We start from the raw sequence: 18842 nt of genomic DNA on the forward strand, positions 1-18842 counted from the left end.
CCAATGGACTGACCGCCAGCATGAGCGAACTACAGGACCTGAGCGCGCTGATCCGCGCCAACACCCCGCTGATCATCATCGAGACCCAGGATGAGGGCCGGGTGGTGGAGCTGTTCCGCCAGACCCTGATGCATGTCTGGCGTGCCCTGCACCGCTGGTCGATCACCGAGGGCCTGCGCCGGATCGACATGGACCGCGAGGACGACCCGGTCGGCCCGCCCGATGCCAGTTCGGCCCTGCAGATGATCCGCCAGGCCGAGCAGCGCGGCATCTATCTGCTGCTCGATTTCCACCCCTACCTGGGCTATGCCAGCCACCAGCGCGCCCTGCGCGACCTGATCCAGCGGCGGCACTGCGAGGCCCATGTGCTGGTGCTGATCGGGGCCAAGGTCGAGCTGCCGGCCGAGCTGGAAGCGCTGGCCACCCGCTTCAATCCGCGCCTGCCCGACCTCAACGCGCTGCTGAAGATGCTGCGCGAGGAAGCTGAAACCTATGCGCGCGAGAACGGCGGGCGGCGCGTGGAGGTGGACAACGAGGCGGTCCAGAAGATCCTGCACAACCTGCGCGGACTGAGCCTGGTCGACGCGCGGCGGATCGCCCGGCAGCTGATCTTCGCCGACGGCGCACTCAGCCAGGACGACCTGCCACAGCTGGCCCGGCTCAAGTTCGAGCTGCTCAACCGGGCCGGCCACCTGCACTTCGAATACGACACCACCCGCTTTGCCGACGTGGCCGGCGCCAACCGGCTCAAGCGCTGGGTCAACCAGCGTCGGCCGGTGTTCCTCGGCGGCGCGGGCCCGGCCGGCCTGGACCCGCCCAAGGGCATGCTGCTGCTCGGTGTGCAGGGCTGCGGCAAATCGATGCTGGCCAAGGCAACCGCGGCCGGTTTCGGCGTGCCACTGCTGCGGTTGGACTTCGGCAGCCTGTACGACAAGTACCACGGCGAGACCGAGAAGAACCTGCGCGACGCACTCGCCTCGGCCGAGCAGCTGGCCCCGTGCGTGCTGTGGATCGATGAGATCGAGAAAGGCCTGGCCAGTGGCGGCGAAGACGGCGGCGTGTCGCGCCGCGTGCTCGGCCACCTGCTGACCTGGCTGGCCGAGCGCAAGAGCACGGTGTTCATCGTCGCCACCGCCAACCAGGTGCATGAACTGCCGGCCGAGCTGCTGCGCAAGGGCCGTTTCGACGAAATCTTCTTCGTCGATCTGCCCGATGCCAACACCCGGGTCGAGCTGCTGCGCCTGCACCTGGGCAAGCGCCAGCTCAATGCCGACGACTTCGCGCTGCCCGCGCTGGCGGCCGCGGCGGATGGCTTCTCCGGTGCGGAGATCGAACAGGCGGTGGTCTCGGGGCTGTACGCCGCGCATGCCGAATCACGCGTGCTGGATACCGAACTGTTGATGCAGGAGATCCGCGGCAGCCGGCCGTTGTCGGTGCTGATGGCCGAACAGGTCACCGCGCTGCGCGAGTGGGCACGCGGGCGCACCGTCAGCGCGGACGCGTAGCGCCGACCGTTGGTCGGCTGCCGCATCACGGCGGCCCCTGAACACCGGCCCCGCGCTGCAACACCCACACCCACGCCGGCAGCGTCACCAGCGACAGCAGGATCCCGTAGCCGACCAGTGCAGCGGCCAGGCGCGGGGCCAGGCGATGGGACATTGCCAGCGCGGCGGCGGTGATCATGGTCGGCATCGCCGACTCCAGCACATTGGCCTGCAGCATCGTGCCGTGCAGGCCGAACGCCCAGGAGATCGGCAGCGCCAGTGCCGGCATCACCAGCAGCTTGAGCAGCAACCCGATGCCCAGGGGCTTGAGCTCATCCAGTGGCAGGCGCAGCTGGATGGAGAAACCGACCGCCAGCATCACCAGCGGCAGCATCGCATCGGCCAGCTGCTTCAGTCCGGTGCCGATCCAGCCCGGCGGCTGTTCAGGCATCAGGGTCAACGCGAACAGCAACGCCCACAGCGGCGGGAACTTCGCGATCCGCAGCAGGATCTGCGCGGCGGTAGGCGGGGTGTCGCCGCTGTAGCGCGCGATCACATACAGGCCGAACGTGGACAGCAGCACGAAGGTGCCGAACTGGTCGTAGACCACCGCATAGGGCAGGGCGTGATCGCCGAGCAGGGCACGCACCATCGGGTAGCCGATGAAACTGGAATTGGACAGCGCCACGCAGATCAGCAGCACCGCATGCACGTCGCGAGCGAAGCCGAAGACGCGCGTGGCCAGGCTGACCCCGGCCAGCGTGCACAGCATCAACAACCACGGCGTGGCGACCAGCCCGATCAGGCTGATATCCAGATGCAGCCGCGGGACGTAGATCAGCACCGCCGCCGGCAGGCAGACATACAGCACGATGCGGTTGAGCACATCGGCCGTGTTGTCGGGCAACGCGCGCAGACGCGAGAACGCCATGCCCAGGCCGAGCATGGTCAGGATGAGAGCGAATGCATCGAACGCCATCGCGACAGCCTAGCCGATCCGGCAGTGGCCGCCGCCCCGACCATGGTCGAAACGGAAGGGTACGGCGGCCTCACCGGCCCCGATCACGGCCAGGCGGGCGGCTTCTCTGCCCACGCCCGCTGTACCTCGGCCAGCGTGCTGCGTTCGCTGTCGCGCCAACCCGGCAACAGTTCGGCATAGCGGTCCGTTCCGTTCCACTGCTGTGGCTCGGTGCGCACGGCCGCGGCATACCACTGCACGGCTTCGGTCTTGCGGCCCAGCGTCCACAGGGCCAGCGCGAAGGTGGGCGGCACCCACCCGGGGTTCCCGCGCAGCGTGTTCTGGGCCGCTGTCCACTGGGCCAGTGCAGCGTCGGTCTCCCCGAGGCGGAACAGATCCCAGCCATAGTTCCACCGCACGGAACGGCCCACCACCGAACTGGCCGACGCGGTCGTGGCGGCCTGTTCGTAAAGACTGCGTCCCAGCTCAGGGCGGCCCTGCGCGATGGCTACGCCCGCCAGCTGCACGGTGGCCTCCAGCGTCTTGCGGCCGCGCTCGCGGTGTTTCATCAGTTGGTCGACGAGATCCCCGCCCTCGCCCTGCACCACCACCATCGGGGCGGCGGCCACGTCATTGTCGAAGTAGAACTCCTGCACCGCCGGCAGCGATTGCGCCGACACATTGAACACACCAGCCCCCATGGCCAGCATCACGCCGGCCAGCCTCTGTCTTGCAACTGCCATGCAAACTCCCCCAGGTTGTCACAACAACCTCCCCTCCTGATCCTAACCGCAGCGCAGGCCCGGCACCAAGCGCGGCCGACCAACGGTCGGATCTACCCGGCGCGCCGCCACACCCGCAGGCGGTTGTTGGCCGGCATCGCCACGTCCTCGGCCAGCCGCAGGCCCACCCCGGCCGCCAGGGCATCCACCGCTTCGGCATCGCGGATGCCCGAGGCCGGGTCCCGCGCCTTCAGCCACGCATCGAACTGGCGATTGCTCTCGCTGCTGTAGGCACCGTGGGCGTTGAACGGACCGTAGACGCACAGCACGGCGTCCTCGGCCATCACGGCAGGCAACCCGGCGAACAACGCCTGCACGTGCGCCCAGCTCATGATGTGCAGGGTATTGGCAGTGAACACCGCATCGAACGCCAGCGGTGCGTCCGGCAGCGGCCCCAGCCCGGCCGCGGGCGACAGCTCCGCCTGCAGCGGCCACGGCGCCGGCGTATTGGGCAGGCCGGCGGCCTGGAGCCGGGCGCCGATGCCGGGCAGGTGATCGGGATGATCGCTGGCCTGCCATTGCAGGTGGGGCAATGCCGCAGCGAAGTGTTCGGCATGCTGGCCGGTGCCGCTGCCGATCTCCAGCACCCGATGGCGGGCGGCGAGGTGGCGCTGCAGCACCGCCAGGATCGGTGCGCGGTTGCGGTCGCAGGCCTCGGACCAGCGTATCTGGCTCATCGGAATGTCACATCGGCAGGGAATCGATGTCCATCCAACCATGACCGCAGTCACTTGTGCCACTCCGCGATGCCACCGAAAGTCGAAGACTTGTCCAATGTCGGGGGCCTGCGTGCCGTCGGCCGTCCTTGGGGGATGTGAGCTGTGCAACGTCGTGAGTTTCTAGCGCTGTCTGGAATGGGCCTGGCGGGCCTGGTACTGCCGCATGGCCGGCTGATCGCCGCCGAGCAGCTGCTCGAGCCGGGAGATGTGGGCCGCCGCAAGGCGCTGGCCGAGGCCGCGCTCGCCGCCGCCAAGCGCGCCGGTGCCAGCTACTGCGACGTGCGCATCGGCCGCTACCTCAACCAGGCGGTCATCACCCGCGAGGCCAACGTCCAGAACGTCACCAACAGCGAGTCCTCGGGCATCGGCATCCGGGTGATCGTCAACGGCGCATGGGGCTTTGCCGCCACCCACCAGCAGACCCCGGCCGCGGTGCTGGCCACGGTCGAGCAGGCCGCGGCGATCGCCCGCGCCAACGCCGGCATCCAGACCCGTCCGGTGCAGCTGGCGCCGGTCACCGGCGTGGGTGACGTGAGCTGGAAGACCCCGATCCGCAAGAACGCGATGGCGGTGCCGATCAAGGACAAGGTCGAGATGCTGCTGTCGCTGAACGCGGCTGCGCTCAATGCCGGGGCCGACTTCATCAACTCCACGCTGTTCCTGGTCAACGAGCAGAAGTTCTTCGCCTCCAGCGATGGCTCCTTCATCGACCAGGACGTGCACCGGATCTGGCTGCCCTTCACCGCCACCGCGATCGACAAGGCCAGCGGCAAGTTCCGCACCCGCGCCGGGCTGTCCTCGCCGATGGGCATGGGCTACGAATTCCTGGATGGCGACGCGCGTGGCAAGATCGCGCTGCCGGGCGGCGTGGTCGCCTACCGCGATTCCTACGATCCGGTGGAGGACGCGATCGCCGCGGCCCGCCAGGCGCGGGAAAAGCTCAAGGCGCCGTCGGTCAAGCCGGGCAAGTACGACCTGGTACTGGACCCGTCCAACCTGTTCCTCACCATCCACGAGAACGTCGGCCACCCGCTGGAGCTGGACCGCGTGCTCGGCTACGAGGCCAACTACGCCGGCACCAGCTTCGCCACGCTGGACAAGCGCGATGCGGGCTTCCGCTGGGGCAGCGACATCGTCAACTTCTTCGCCGACAAGACCGCCCCGGGCAGCCTGGGCGCGGTGGGCTACGACGATGAGGGCGTGAAAACCAAGCGCTGGGACCTGGTCAAGGACGGCATCCTGGTCAATTACCAGGCCACCCGCGACGAGGTGCATATCCTTGGCGAGAAGGAGAGCCACGGCTGCAGCTATGCCGATTCGTGGGCCAGCGTGCAGTTCCAGCGCATGGCCAACGTGTCGCTGGCGCCGGGCAGGACCCCGCTGAGCGTGACCGACATGATCAAGAACGTGGAGAACGGCATCTACATCCACGGCCGTGGCTCCTACTCGATCGACCAGCAGCGCTTCAACGCGCAGTTCGGCGGCCAGCTGTACTACCAGATCAAGAACGGTGAGATCACCGGCATGGTCGAGGACGCCGCCTACCAGATCCGCACGCCGGAGTTCTGGAATGCCTGCAGCGCGATCTGCGACGAACGCGATTTCCGCTTCGGCGGTTCGTTCTTCGATGGCAAGGGCCAGCCGGGCCAGGTCTCGGCGGTCTCGCATGGCTCATCGACCACGCGCTTCGATGGCATCAACATCATCAACACCGCGCGCAGCCTGGGATGAGCCTGTCCCCGCTCCGTGCCGAATGTCACTACCGCGGCGCCCGCATGGCCGCAAGAATCGGCTGTGCCGCCGCGGCGGTCGCCCTGATGTCGCTGTTTCCCTGCCACCCCCACACCGACGTGGAGAGCTGCCTTGCAAAGACGTGACTTTCTCGCCCTGACCGGGCTTACCGCTGGCGGACTGATCGTGCCGTCGTTCTTCGGCAAGGTCATTGCCGCCGAACAACTGCAGAGCGCACTCGATCCGGCGCTGAAAAAGCGCCTGGCCGATGCCGCCCTGGCCGCCGCGCGCCAGGCCGGTGCGACCTACTGCGACGTGCGTATCGGCCGCTACCTGCGCCAGTACGTGATCACCCGCGAGGACAAGGTCCAGAACGTGGTGAACACCGAATCGACCGGCGTGGGCATCCGCGTGATCGTCAACGGCGCCTGGGGCTTTGCCGCCACCAACCAGCTCGGCACCACCGATGTGGCGCGTGCCGCGCAGCAGGCCGCCGCGATCGCCAAGGCCAACGCCGGCGTGCAGACCGCCCCGGTGCAGCTGGCCGCCGCGCCCGGCGTGGGCGAAGTGTCCTGGCGCACCCCGATCCGCAAGAACGCGATGGACGTGCCGATCAAGGAGAAGGTCGAGCTGCTGCTGGACGTCAATGCAGGCGCGATGGGCGCCGGCGCCAGCTTCGTCAACTCGATGCTGTTCCTGGTCAACGAGCAGAAGTACTTCGCCTCCACCGATGGCTCCTACATCGACCAGGATGTGCACCGCATCTGGGCACCGATGACGGTCACCGCCATCGACAAGAGCACCGGCAAGTTCCGCACCCGCTCCGGGCTGTCCTCGCCGATGGGCCTGGGCTACGAGTACCTCGATGGCGTCGGCACCGGCAAGGCGGTCTCGCCCAACGGCGTGGTCAACTACCGCAACTCCTATGACATGAAGGCCGATGCGATCGCCGCGGCCAAGCAGGCGCAGGAAAAGCTCAAGGCACCGTCGGTGAAGCCAGGCAAGTACGACCTGATCCTGGATCCGTCGCACACCTGGCTCACCATCCACGAGTCGGTCGGCCACCCGCTGGAACTGGACCGCGTGCTCGGCTACGAAGCCAACTACGCCGGCACCAGCTTCGCCACGCTGGACAAGCGCGAGCAGCATTTCCAGTACGGCAGCGACAAGGTCAACATCTTTGCCGACAAGACCCAGCCGGGCAGTCTCGGTGCGGTCGGCTACGACGATGAGGGCGTCAAGACCAAGCGCTGGGACCTGATCAGCGAAGGCAAGCTGGTGGATTACCAGACCATCCGCGACCAGGCCCATATCCTGGGCAAGACCGAGTCCGACGGCTGCTGCTATGCCGATTCCTGGTCCAGCGTGCAGTTCCAGCGCATGGCCAATGTCTCGATGGCGCCGGGCAAGTCCAAGCTGAGCGTGGCCGACATGGTCAAGGACGTCGAGAACGGCATCTACATCATCGGCGACGGCTCGTTCTCCATCGATCAACAGCGCTACAACGCGCAGTTCGGTGGCCAGCTGTTCTATGAAATCAAGAACGGGCAGATCACCCGCATGCTCGAGGACGTGGCCTACCAGATCCGCACGCCGGAGTTCTGGAACGCCTGCACCGCGGTGGCCGATGAAAGCGACTACCGCCTGGGCGGTTCGTTCTTCGACGGCAAGGGCCAGCCCGGCCAGGTCTCGGCGGTCTCGCACGGTTCGTCCACCGCGCGCTTCAACGGCATCAACGTCATCAACACCGCGCGCAGCCTCGGCTGACCGGTCAGGAGCCCCAATCCATGAGTATCTTCACCGAAGCGCAGGCCAAGGCCATCCTCGACAAGGTCATCGCGCTCTCCAAGGCCGATGAGTGCACCGCCGTGCTGGCCGGCTCGATCGACGGCAACATCCGTTTCGCGCTCAACAACGTCTCCACCAGCGGCATCGTCGACAACACCGAACTGGCCGTCACGGTCGCCTTCGGCAAGCGGGTCGGCACCGCCTCGATCAACGAGTTCGACGACGCCGCACTGGAACGTGTGGTGCGTCGTGCCGAAGATCTGGCCCGCCTGGCCCCGGAGAACCCGGAGTTCCTACCGGCGATCGGCAAGCAGACCTACCGGTCCAGCCCAACCTTCAGCGAATCCACCGCGGCCATCGACCCGGCCTTCCGTGCCAAGGTCGCCGCCGACTCGATCGCGCCGTGCCGTCGCAACGGCCTGATCGCCGCCGGCTTCCTGGAAGATGGCCAGAGCTTCTACGCCACCGCCAACAGCAACGGCAACTTCGGTTACCAGCGCGGCACCAACTTCGATTACACCTGCACCGTGCGTACCGAAGACGGCCGCGGTTCGGGCTGGGTCGGCCGCAACCTCAAGGATGCCGCCGATTTCAAGGCCGACCAGGACATCCGCATCGCCATGCGCAAGGCCACCGAATCGGCCGAAGCCAAGGCGTTGGAGCCGGGCAAGTACACGGTGATCCTGGAGCCGGCGGCCGCGGCCGGCCTGATCAGCTTCATGATGAACTTCTTCGACGCGCGCTCGGCCGATGAAGGCCGCAGCTTCCTCTCCAGGAAGGGCGGCGGCAACAAGCTCGGCGAACAGGTCTACGACCCGCGCGTGACCATGGTGGCCGACCCGTGGCACCCGGAGGCGGCCGTGCTGCCGTGGGACAACGAAGGCCAGCCGCGCGAGAAGCTGGACATCATCAGGGACGGCAAGATCGCCAACCTCAACTACTCGCGTTTCTGGGCGCAGAAGCAGGGCAAGACCGCCAACGCGCGGCCGGGCAACCTGCTGATGGCCGGTGGCGACAAGAGCACCGCCGAGCTGGTGCGTGGCACCCAGAAGGGCATCCTGGTCACCCGCACCTGGTACATCCGCATGGTCGATCCGCAGACCGTGCTGCTGACCGGCCTGACCCGCGATGGCACCTTCTACATCGAGAACGGCCAGATCAAGCACCCGGTGAAGAACTTCCGCTTCAACGAGTCGCCGGTGATCATGCTCAACAACATCGAAGAACTGGGCAAGCCGGTGCGTGTGGCCGGTGACGAGTCCAGCCTGGTGATGATGATTCCGCCGATGAAGCTGCGCGATTTCACCTTCACCTCGTTGTCCGACGCGGTCTGATGAACGGTCGTGACGGCCACCGGCCGTCTCTTCGTCTGGCCGGTGACACCCGGGAACGTGCGTGGCGATGAACCGCGCACAGTTCCTGCGCCTGATGCTGGGCAGTGCCGCCTTCGCGGCATTGCCCGCGCCGGCACGCGCCCAGGCCGGGCGTTATGACTTCTGGTTCACCCGCCTCAAGTACGACTCCGGCGACTGGGACGTGGATGCGCGCATGCCATCCAACGTGATCACCTCGCTGATCGATTACACCTCCCTGCGCGTGGACCCGACCGAGCACGTGATCGCGCTGTCCGATCCGCGCATGCTGGAGGCACCGTTCTGCTACCTGGCCGGGCACAAGCTGGTCGAGTTCAATACCGCCGAGCGGCAGAACTTCGTGCGTTACGTGCGCAACGGCGGCTTCGTGTTCGTCGATGACTGCAACCACGATATCGATGGTCTGTTCGCGAAGTCCTTCGAAGCACAGATGGCCAAGCTGTTCGGGCCGAAGGCGCTGAACAAGCTGCCGAACAACCACGCGCTGTACCGCAGCTTCTTCCGCTTCCCCGAGGGCCCGCCCGCCACGGGGTTCGAGCTCAATGGCTGGGGCGACGACCTGGTCCACGATTACCTCAAGGGCATCGAGATCGATGGCCGGCTCGGCGTGCTCTACAGCAACAAGGACTACGGCTGCGAGTGGGACTACGACTGGCGCAACAAGCGTTTCCTGGCCGAAGACAACACTCGTTTCGCGGTGAACATCGTGATGTACGCGTTGAACAGTTAGGTTCCTTCCTGCATTTTCAGCCACGCATGGCGTGGCTCTACACCGATTTTCTGCGAGTGCCTTATGACGACCGACCGCCTTGATGCCCTTCTTCCCAAACTGCAGCAGCTGCGCGGCGCGCTGGCCCAGGCCGTGGTCGGCCAGCACGCGGTGGTCGAGCAGCTGCTGATCGGCCTGCTGGCCGGCGGCCACTGCCTGCTCGAAGGCGCGCCCGGGCTGGGCAAGACCCTGCTGGTGCGCTCGCTCGGGCAGGCGCTGGAGCTGCAGTTCCGGCGCGTGCAGTTCACGCCCGATCTGATGCCCAGCGACATCCTCGGCACCGAGCTGCTGGAAGAAGATCACGGCACCGGGCACCGCCACTTCCGGTTCCAGAAGGGCCCGATCTTCACGAACCTGCTGCTGGCCGACGAGCTCAACCGCACCCCGCCCAAGACCCAGGCCGCCCTGCTGGAGGCGATGCAGGAGCGCACCGTCAGCTACGCCGGCACCACCTATGCGCTACCGGCGCCGTTCTTCGTGCTGGCCACGCAGAACCCGATCGAACAGGCCGGCACCTACCCGCTGCCGGAAGCCCAGCTGGACCGCTTCCTGCTGCACGTGCGGGTGGATTACCCCACCGAACAGGAAGAGCGCGACATCCTGCTGCAGACCACCGGCAGCGCCAGTGGCAGCGTCCCCAAGGTGATGGAGGCTGACGAGGTCCTGGCGCTGCAGGCTGCCGTGCGCGAGGTCCACATCAGCGAAGACGTACTCACCTGGATCACCCGCCTGGTGCGTGCCAGCCGCCCGGGCAGCGACGCACCGGCGGCGGTGAACCAGTGGATCAAGTGGGGCGCCGGGCCGCGCGCCGGGCAGTCGCTGGTGTTGGCGGCCAAGGCGCGCGCGCTGCTGCAGGGCCGTTTCGCCGCAACCCGCGAGGACGTGCAGGCGCTGGCCGCGCCGGTGATGCGTCACCGGCTGCTGCTGTCGTTTGCCGCCGAAGCCGAGCAGAAGAGCGCCGACGACGTGGTCGCCGCGCTGCTGCAGGCCGTGCCGTTCCCGGGTTGATCCACACGCCGTGAGCCGCAACGCGCCGATCGCGATCCCCGCCGATGTCCGCAGCCGCCTCAAGGCGCTGCGGCTGCTGCCACGCCGTGCGCGCGGCGCGCACGGGATCGGCCAGCATGCCAGCCGCAGCCGCGGCGCCGGGCTGGAGTTCGCGCAGTACCGTGCCTACGAACCCGGTGATGAGCTGCGCCAGATCGACTGGAAGCTCTACGCGCGCTCGGACCGGTTCTTCGTGCGCGAATCCGAGCGTGAGAGCCCGATCACGGCCTGGGTGCTGATCGATGCGACCGCCTCGGCGGGCCAGCGTGATCGCGCGCGACCGGACTGGTCGCGGCTGGACCATGCCTGCGCGATCGCCGCCTGCCTGGTGGAACTGGCCCTGCAGCAGGCCGACCGCTTCGGGGTGATCGCCATCAGCGGCGAGGGCGTGCAACTGGTTCCCGCCGGGCACGGCCCGCGCCAGCGCGACCGCGTGCACCTGCTGCTGCGCCAGCTGCAGGCCAGTGGCACGTGGCCGCCGGCCACTTCGCTGGCCCCGGTCTGGGAGCGGGTGCAGGCCGGCGACCTGCTGGTCGCACTGGGCGACGGTTTTGACGAGGGCGGCATCGTGCTGCTGGAACGGCTGGCCGCCGCCCGCCGCGAGGTGCTGCACCTGCAGCTATTGACGGCCGAAGAGCGCGATTTCCCGTTCACCGACGGCCACCGTTTCCGCGATCCGGAAACCGGCGACGAGCTGCTGGGCGACGGCCGTGCGCTCCGTGCCGAATACCTGGCCCGTTTCGATGCCGCCCAGCGCGCGTTGCAGGCGCGACTGCAGAGCAGCGGCATCGTGCATGCGACCGGCTATCTCGACCAGCCGCTGGACCAGCCGCTGCGTGCGCTGCTGGGTGCCGGAGGCGGCGCGTGAGCCTGCTGTTTCCCCTCGGGCTGCTGGCACTGGCGGCCTGGCTGGTGCCGCTGCTGATCCACCTGGCACGTCGCCACCAGTACGCGCCACTCGACTTCGCCGCGCTGCGCTGGCTGCAGGCCCGGATCCGGCCGCGTCAGAAAATCCGCTTCGATGCGTGGCCGCTGCTGCTGGTGCGGCTGCTGTTGCTTGCCGCGCTGGCCTTGCTGCTGGCGCGGCCGGTGCTGCACGGTGGCGGCGCCGATACCCACGCGGTCACGGTCGTCGCCCCTGGTCTCGACGGCGCGGCGCTGCGTGGCCAGGACGCCAAAGGCGACTGGCGATGGCTGGCGCCTGGCTTCCCTGCGCTGGCCGACGGCGCCCCGGCGTCCCATCAACCACTGGCCAGCCTGCTGCGCGAGCTGGACCAGACACTGCCTGCCGGCGCACCGCTGACGGTGTACGTGCCCGACCCGATGCCCGGACTGGATGGCGAGCGCCCACGCCTGTCGCGTGCCGTGAACTGGCGGCCGATCCTCATGGCGCCGGCCAGCGCGCGTACGGCGACACTGCCTGTGCTGCAGGTCGGTGGCGATATCGCAGAAGGCGAGCAGCGCGTGCTGGCCGCGCTGCAGCGCGCCTGGTCCAACCAGGCGCTGTCGCCTGCCCGCGGTGCTGATACCGCCCCCGATGCCGGGCAGACCGGCGTGTGGCTCGCTGCTACGCCGCTGCCTGCCGCTTGGCAGACATGGGTGCAACAGGGCGGCAGTGTGCTGGTCGCGCCCGGTGCTGCGGGGGCCGGCTGGATGCCCGTCCTGCGCGATGCAGAGGGTGCAGTGGTGCTGGAACAACGGCAGGAAGGCAGCGGTCGTCTGCTGCGCTTCAGCGCAGCGCTGTCACCGACGGCGCTGCCGGCGTTGCGCGATCCCGGCTTCCCCCGCCAATTGCTGGCGGTCATCGCGGCACCGGCCGCACCCACCCTCGCACCTGCGGCCACACAGGCACCGTTGCGTGGCGCTGCCGCACCGCTTCCCGCACCGCGTGAGCTGAGCCCCTGGCTGCTCGCGCTGATCGTGCTGCTGTTCGCGCTGGAACGGGCGATGGCGACCTCGCCGCGCCGCGGAGCAGGCGCATGAACGCTGCCATCCAGCACGCCTGGCAGCGCGCGCGTCGGCGCCAATGGTGGATCATCACCCTGCTCGCGGTGCCGGTCGCGTTGGCGATCAGCGCGGTGGCGTGGCGGCTGGCCGGCTTCAACGCGGCGACGGTGGTCCTGCTGTTGACGTTGCTGATCAGCGTCGGCGTGGCAACCTGGCGCGCACGTCGTCTGGATCGCCAATGGCTGGTCCGCCGGTTGGACGACCACCCGCTCGTGCAGGACAGTGCCGACCTGCTGTTTGCCATACCGGCGGCATTGAACCCGTTGCAGCAGCGGCAGCGCGCACATGTCGCCGCCGCCCTGCAGTCGCGCATGCCCGAACTGCGGCCGCGCTGGCCGGGCCGGTGGGTGCTGGCCTCGGTGATCACGTCGGTGGTGATGATCGCGCTTGCGCTGGGCTGGCCACGCGTCCAGAACGCGGCGCCCCTGTTCCCGGGCACGGCGGCACCGCCGGCCACACCTGCGCAACCACCACGGCTGCGTTCCGCGCGGCTGGAGATCACCGCCCCGGCCTACACCGGGCAGGCCGCGCGTGTGCAGAGCGCGCTGGACGGCAAGGTGCCGCAGGACAGCCGCCTGCACTGGTCACTGCGTTTCTCCGCGCAGCCGCAGACCGCGACCCTGCAGTTCCACGATGGCCAGCGCATCGCGCTGGCGCGTGACGGCGAACAATGGACCGCGCAGTGGACCGCCACGCGTCCGGCGCTGTATCGCGTGGTCACCGAGCCTGCCCTGCGCGACACCCGCCTGTACCGGCTCGATGTGGTGCCCGATCGCCCGCCTGTGGTGCGCGTGATCGCGCCCGACCGCAGTCTCGTGCTGGGTACGCCCGGCCAACGTCAGTGGCCGCTGCAGTTCGAGGCTACCGACGACTATGGTGTGGTCGCCACCGCGCAGTTGAAGGTCACGTTGGCCCAGGGCAGCGGCGAGAACATCACCTTCCGCGAGCAGACGTTCAGCCTGACCGGCACCGGGCCGGCGACGCAGCGGCGTTTCGCGCGCACGCTGGACCTGGCCGCGCTGGGCGCCACCGAAGGCAACGACGTGATCGCGCAGCTGACCGTACGTGATACCCACACACCCACTGCGCAGAGCGCCCAGAGCAGCAGCGTGATCCTGCGCCTGCCCAGCGCCGCGGAGATCCAGGGCACCGACATGGAGGGCATGGTCAAGAAGACCCTGCCAGCGTATTTCCGCAGCCAGCGCCAGATCATCATCGACGCCGAAGCCCTGATCAAACAGCGCCGCCAGCTGCCGGCAGAGGAATTCGTGAAGCGTTCCGATGCGATCGGCGTGGACCAGCGCATCCTGCGCCTGCGCTATGGCCAGTTCCTCGGCGAGGAAAGCGAAGGCGGGGCCAAGCCGCCGCCGACCAGCGATGCCCTGCCGACCAGTGACACACCGGCGGCCGCGCACGATGACGATCATGATCACGATGGTGAGCATGCCCAGGCGCAGGCCGGCCATGATGATCACGACCACGGCGCGCCGACCGACGGCAGCACCCCGGTGTTCGGCAGCGCCACCGATGTGCTCTCCGAGTACGGTCATACCCACGATCACGCCGAGGCCGCGACCCTGCTCGATCCCAAGACGCGCGCCACGCTGAAGGCAGCACTGGACCAGATGTGGTCCTCGGAAGGCGAACTGCGCCAGGGCCAGCCCGAGCGTGCCCTGCCCTACGCTTACAAGGCGCTGGGCTTCATCAAGGAAGTGCAGCAGGCCGAGCGCATCTACCTGGCGCGGGTCGGCCCGGAACTGCCGCCGATCGACGAGAGCCGACGCATGAGCGGCGATCGCGCCGACCTGGCCAGCCGCACCTTGCCACTGCGTGCGCTGGAGGCACCCGACCAGGCCATCGTGCAGGTCTGGCAGCAGCTGGCCGATCCGGCCAGCGCCCCCGATCTGGACGCGCTGACCCAGTGGCTCCGACGCAATGAAGCACGCCTGCCGGACCCGCTGAGCCTGGCCGCCGCCATCGAAACACTGCGCATCACCCCCGGCTGCGCCGACTGCCATCAGGCCCTGCGCGCGCAGCTGTGGCGTGCCCTGCTGCGCCCGCTGCCGCAGGTAGCCCGGCGCAGCGCACCCGATGCCATGGGTCAGCGCTACCTGGATGCACTGGAGGCGACACCGTGAGCGACCCGCGCTGGATCCTGTTCGCGCTGCTCGCCGTGCTGCTGCTGAGCAGCGCGCGTCTGTGCTGGCAGCAGTGGCGTGGACCGGCGCGGGCAAACGGCGTGTTCGCCACCCTGCTGGTGTTGCAGGCCGTGGTGACCGTGCTGCTCTACCTGACCCTGGTGCCACCGATGCAGCGCGTGGCCGGTGGCCAGCTGACCGTGCTGACGGGCGCGGCCGATCAGGTGCGCTGGTCGGCGGCGCCGGGCGAGACCGTGGTCGCGCTGCCGGAAGCGACGAAGGTGGCAGACGCCCTCGCAGCACCCGACCTGGCCACCGTGTTGCGCCAGCATCCGGGTCCCACCTCCCTTCGGCTGATCGGCGATGGCCTGTCGGCCCGCGATCGCGATGCCGCGCTGCCCCGTGGCGTACGTATCGAATTGCCCAGCGCACCACAGGGCTGGATCGCACTGCAGCCCCCGCCGGTCACTGCGCCCGGTGCGGTGTTCACCGTCAGCGCGCGCGCGCAGGGCGTGTCGAAGGCACGCGCCGAGCTGGTGGATCCTGCCGGTGTGGTCATCGACAGGTCTACGCCAGATGCCGAAGGGAAGATGCAACTCAGCGGTGTGGCCCGCGTCGCCGGACAGAGCGTGTTCGGCCTGCGGCTGCTCGACGCCGAACAGCATGTGATCGATACGCTTGCCGTTCCCGTGGACACCGCGGCCGCCGCGACGCCCCGCCTGTTGATACTGGCCGGTGCACCCGGCCCGGAGTTCAAGTACCTGCGCCGCTGGGCCACCGATGCCGGGCTGCGGGTGCAGGCGCAGGCCAACGCCGGCGGTGGGGTATCACTCGGCGATGCACCGATCGCGCTTACCGCTGCCACCTTGGCTGAGACCGATGTCGTGGTACTGGATGAGCGCAGCTTGGGCGGGCTGTCGGGCGCGCAACGCAGCGCGCTGCAGCAGGCGATCCGCGGCGGGCTGGGCGTGCTCGTCCGCACCGGCGGCCCGCTCGGCGACGGCGCCCGCCAGACGCTGCGCAGCTGGGGACTGACCGTCACCGGCGGAAACCAAGCGGTGTCCCTGTCACTGCCGGCCGATGTTGACGCCGCGTTGCTGCAGGCACGCCGCGGCCCACAGCGGCCCGCATCGGACACCACCGCCTACATCGATGAGGCCGACACCGCCTCGCACCAGGCCGCGCTGCCGGTGTTGGAGCAGCTGGGCCTGAAGATCAGCGATGTGACACCCCTGCTGCACGATGACAAGGGCATGGCAGTCGGTGGCTATCGCGCCCTCGGACGTGGCCGCATTGCACTGCTCCCCATCACCGACAGCTATCGGCTGGTGCTGGCCGGCCGCGGCGATCGCCACGCCGAGCTGTGGAGCGGCGTGCTGGCCAGCGTGGCACGCCCGCTTCCCGCCGCGGATGCGCCACGCGTAGAGACCACCACCCCTTGGTCCGGCGAGCGCGTGGCACTGTGCCAGCTTCGGGAGTCGGCACAGGTGCGCGCGCCGGATGGCACACTGATCCCGCTTCGGGTTGACCCGGCCAGCGGTGCCGAACACTGCGCCGGCTACTGGCCGAACCAGCCGGGCTGGCATCAGCTGCAGCAGGGCGAAGACCGCCACGCGTTCTACGTTTTCGATCCGGCCAGCGCGCGACCGCTGTATCGGCAGCAGCTGCGCGACGCGACGGCCCAGCGCCTGGCCACCGGCGCCGCCGCAGCATCGGCTGGCGTGGTCGAGACGCCGGGCGCACGGTGGCCGTGGCTGCTCGCCTTCGTGCTGGCGGCCGGGCTGCTGTGGTGGCTGGAGCGGCGGCGGGTGGCAGCCCCTGCACGGTGATACGCCAAGGGTGTCAGTAATGCCTGCTGGGCTCAGTCAACGTCCATCATCCTCTCCAGTGAATGCAACCGCTGCAGTCGCTGCCGGTGCCGGCGGCATACCACCCAGGCTGCGACCGCAAACACCCCTACGACGACGGCATTGACCACGATGTTCAAGGCCCATGCCGCAGGGGGTGCAACCTGCACCATCGGCATCCGTCCCTGCGCCGTGAACAATGCCCAGAGCGTCATCGCCGTCCACAGCGCCACACTCACCCATGTCGACACGCGCCAGATACGGAGCGCCGTGCGTGAGCGCTCAGCTTCGAACGCCATCAGCGCGCGTGCATCGAGTGCCTTCGCGTGCCACTGGCGTCGGCGTTGCCACAGCGTCCAGCCCGTCATGGCGATGATCAGCCCGATCAGGAACCACACCAGTCCGGCGGGCACATGCAGTCGCTCACCCAGTGACAATGCCCGGACGCAGTTGGCAAGCGACAGTACTGCCAGGACCACCTCAACACTCCAGACCATGCGCAGGCGGCGGCTCCGGCGATGCACCTCGCGCTGAAGTACCTGCACATCGGGCACTCCGCTGGGCTGGGCCTGCCAGCGCATCGCAAGTGCATCCCACCCCGTGTTCTCGTCGTCGATCGCGGTCATCGCGAAGCTCCCATCAGATCTCGCAGCATTCGCCTGGCGCGGCTCAACCGCTGCGCGACCGCATTCTCTTCCAGCCCCAGCGCTTCGGAAATCTCGCGGTGGGCGAATCCCTCCAACGCGAGGGACACGACCTGCCGGTAGCCGAGTGGCAGACTGAGAACGGCAGTCAGCAGGCCATCGCGCTGCTGTTGTGCTTCGGCATGGCGCAGCGGATCGGCATGCGGATCGGGCCAGGTCTCATCCAGATCACTGGCAGACAGGCGCTGCTCCTTGGCGAATACATCGACGCAGCGGTTGTGGGCAACACGTGCGACGAAGGCACGCAACGAGCCGTCGCCACGCCAGCGCGGGAGCGCCTGCCATACCGCGATGCTGACTTCCTGGAGGAGATCATCGCGGCGGGCGATATCGCGCGTGTAGCTGTGGGCCAGTCGGCTCAGCATCGGCCAGTGCTCACGAAGGATGGACTGCAGGTCAGCGGCGGTCGGCAGCGGCAAGGCGGCGGCTCAGTCAGCGGCAACGGAATCAAATGCATCGCGGTAGGCCCAGTAGCCCACATACCCCAGCTGCAGCAACGGCAACAGCAACCACGGCTGGAACACCACGCTGCCAACCAGCAGGATCGATAGCGCAAGGTACACCGCAAGCGGCCGCCAGCCCACGCCAAGCAGCCGGAGGTTCTCGTGCAATGCCTCCACCACTCCTGCATGCTCCAGCACCACCCGCGGCGCGGTGAAGAACAGCAGCATGCCCGGCAGCGTCCCCGCCGCGAAGACGGTGGCCAGCTGCAGGCGGGTCAGCTGGGTGACCACCGCCGGATCCCCCGTCGCCACGCCGAGCGCCACCGACGGCCCGACCCACATCCACAGCAGCGCGATCTGGAAGGCGAACACACTCGCTGACAACACGGCCAACTGCAGCAGACGGCCGCGCAGCCGGAACGTCCGGGCCATGCCTTGCCTTATGGCGAAGCGGCCATTGCGCACACGCTGGTCCAGGACGATCAGGCACCACACCGATGCGACCGGCACCACGAACTTGGACAGCACCACGCCGGCCACCGGAATGGACACCTGCAGGACGAGTTCGAGCGCCATCGGCACCAGGGACAGCCCGAACCAGCGTATCGGCGCCTGCCGGTACATGCGCCAGGCTGCGGCCCACCAGTGCCACATGCGACGGGCGGGCCAGGCGCTTGCGTGAGGTGACGGCAGAACGGTGTCAGGGGTAAGCATGCGGCTCTCCATGTGGGCGTGCGTCCTTTAGAAGACCGTCAGTGCGTGGAAAACCTGACAGATGGTCTGGATCACCAGGCCCAGAGGTCAGTCGTGATGCTTCCGGCTGGCATGCGCCGCACACTGCTGGCGGCACCCACGTCATTCTCCCGTACGACGTCATGGTGCATTTCAGCGACTGCAACCGCGCGGAGGTGATGCTCGGCAGAAGCGCGTTCCCGTGGTGCCATGAACTACAACTTCTTGCATGGTGAGCGCGCCGGCAAACTGCCAACCTGCCTGGTTTTCCACACGCTGACATGAGCATGACGAATGCACCTGCCATGGTGAAGATCGAC

General features: G+C 68.2%; 16 protein-coding genes. 10 read left to right on the plus strand and 6 right to left on the minus strand.

The annotated features are described in order from the left end of the window. Positions 1-20: 20 nt before the first annotated feature. Positions 21-1505: an AAA family ATPase gene (locus ABE571_RS09075; protein WP_313211210.1), complete on the plus strand. Its 1485-nt coding sequence runs from the start codon at positions 21-23 to the stop codon at positions 1503-1505. A 25-nt stretch (positions 1506-1530) separates the two neighbouring features. On the opposite strand, the gene ABE571_RS09080 is transcribed toward ABE571_RS09075, so the two are convergent. From ABE571_RS09080 to ABE571_RS09090, 3 genes are all read right to left on the minus strand, one after another. Next, entirely contained in the window at positions 1531-2463 is a 933-nt protein-coding gene (locus ABE571_RS09080) for an AEC family transporter (RefSeq protein WP_313219846.1), read from the minus strand. Positions 2464-2546: 83 nt separating this feature from the next. Next, positions 2547-3185: a tetratricopeptide repeat protein gene (locus tag ABE571_RS09085; protein ID WP_313211208.1), complete on the minus strand. Its 639-nt coding sequence runs from the start codon at positions 3183-3185 to the stop codon at positions 2547-2549. Between the two features lie 92 nt (positions 3186-3277). Further along, a complete protein-coding gene (locus ABE571_RS09090; protein WP_346493584.1) occupies positions 3278-3901 on the minus strand; it encodes a DUF938 domain-containing protein in 624 nt (207 codons plus the stop codon). 144 nt (positions 3902-4045) lie between these two features. Here ABE571_RS09090 and ABE571_RS09095 point away from each other — a divergent pair, with 144 nt between their 5' ends. The 9 genes from ABE571_RS09095 (at position 4046) to ABE571_RS09135 (ending at position 16625) form a co-directional block, all read left to right on the plus strand. After that, positions 4046-5674 (plus strand): TldD/PmbA family protein, encoded by a 1629-nt coding sequence (locus ABE571_RS09095; protein ID WP_313211206.1) that lies wholly within the window; start codon positions 4046-4048, stop codon positions 5672-5674. Between the two features lie 132 nt (positions 5675-5806). Then, positions 5807-7441, plus strand: a complete 1635-nt coding sequence (locus ABE571_RS09100) for a TldD/PmbA family protein (protein WP_313211205.1) — start codon at positions 5807-5809, stop codon at positions 7439-7441. Between the two features lie 20 nt (positions 7442-7461). Beyond that, on the plus strand, positions 7462-8796 hold the full coding sequence (locus ABE571_RS09105; RefSeq protein WP_346493585.1) for a TldD/PmbA family protein: 1335 nt from the start codon (positions 7462-7464) through the stop codon (positions 8794-8796). Positions 8797-8863: 67 nt separating this feature from the next. Then, positions 8864-9565, plus strand: coding sequence for a DUF4159 domain-containing protein (locus tag ABE571_RS09110; protein ID WP_346493586.1), 702 nt, complete (start codon positions 8864-8866; stop codon positions 9563-9565). A gap of 63 nt (positions 9566-9628) precedes the next feature. Beyond that, complete coding sequence (locus tag ABE571_RS09115) at positions 9629-10612, plus strand: MoxR family ATPase (protein ID WP_313211202.1); 984 nt, start codon at positions 9629-9631, stop codon at positions 10610-10612. 10 nt (positions 10613-10622) lie between these two features. Beyond that, positions 10623-11519: a DUF58 domain-containing protein gene (locus tag ABE571_RS09120; RefSeq protein WP_346493587.1), complete on the plus strand. Its 897-nt coding sequence runs from the start codon at positions 10623-10625 to the stop codon at positions 11517-11519. Then, entirely contained in the window at positions 11516-12634 is a 1119-nt protein-coding gene (locus tag ABE571_RS09125) for a BatA domain-containing protein (RefSeq protein WP_346462749.1), read from the plus strand. Before ABE571_RS09120 ends, ABE571_RS09125 begins: the two co-directional genes overlap by 4 nt. Next, complete coding sequence (locus ABE571_RS09130) at positions 12631-14796, plus strand: hypothetical protein (protein WP_346493588.1); 2166 nt, start codon at positions 12631-12633, stop codon at positions 14794-14796. The genes ABE571_RS09125 and ABE571_RS09130 overlap by 4 nt, the downstream gene beginning before the upstream one ends. Beyond that, positions 14793-16625: a hypothetical protein gene (locus tag ABE571_RS09135; RefSeq protein WP_346493589.1), complete on the plus strand. Its 1833-nt coding sequence runs from the start codon at positions 14793-14795 to the stop codon at positions 16623-16625. The genes ABE571_RS09130 and ABE571_RS09135 overlap by 4 nt, the downstream gene beginning before the upstream one ends. Before the next feature lie 32 nt (positions 16626-16657). On the opposite strand, the gene ABE571_RS09140 is transcribed toward ABE571_RS09135, so the two are convergent. Genes ABE571_RS09140 through ABE571_RS09150 form a run of 3 tightly spaced genes read right to left on the minus strand, consistent with a single transcriptional unit; the run spans position 16658 to position 18504 of the window. Then, positions 16658-17269, minus strand: coding sequence for a hypothetical protein (locus tag ABE571_RS09140; RefSeq protein ID WP_346493590.1), 612 nt, complete (start codon positions 17267-17269; stop codon positions 16658-16660). Further along, positions 17266-17766, minus strand: coding sequence for a sigma-70 family RNA polymerase sigma factor (locus ABE571_RS09145; RefSeq protein ID WP_313211196.1), 501 nt, complete (start codon positions 17764-17766; stop codon positions 17266-17268). Before ABE571_RS09145 ends, ABE571_RS09140 begins: the two co-directional genes overlap by 4 nt. A 9-nt stretch (positions 17767-17775) precedes the next feature. Next, positions 17776-18504, minus strand: coding sequence for a hypothetical protein (locus ABE571_RS09150; RefSeq protein WP_346481135.1), 729 nt, complete (start codon positions 18502-18504; stop codon positions 17776-17778). Between the last annotated feature and the right edge of the window lie 338 nt (positions 18505-18842).

The sequence above is a fragment of the Stenotrophomonas sp. TWI273 genome, from assembly GCF_039674765.1.
In the GTDB taxonomy this organism is placed as follows: Bacteria; Pseudomonadota; Gammaproteobacteria; order Xanthomonadales; family Xanthomonadaceae; genus Stenotrophomonas.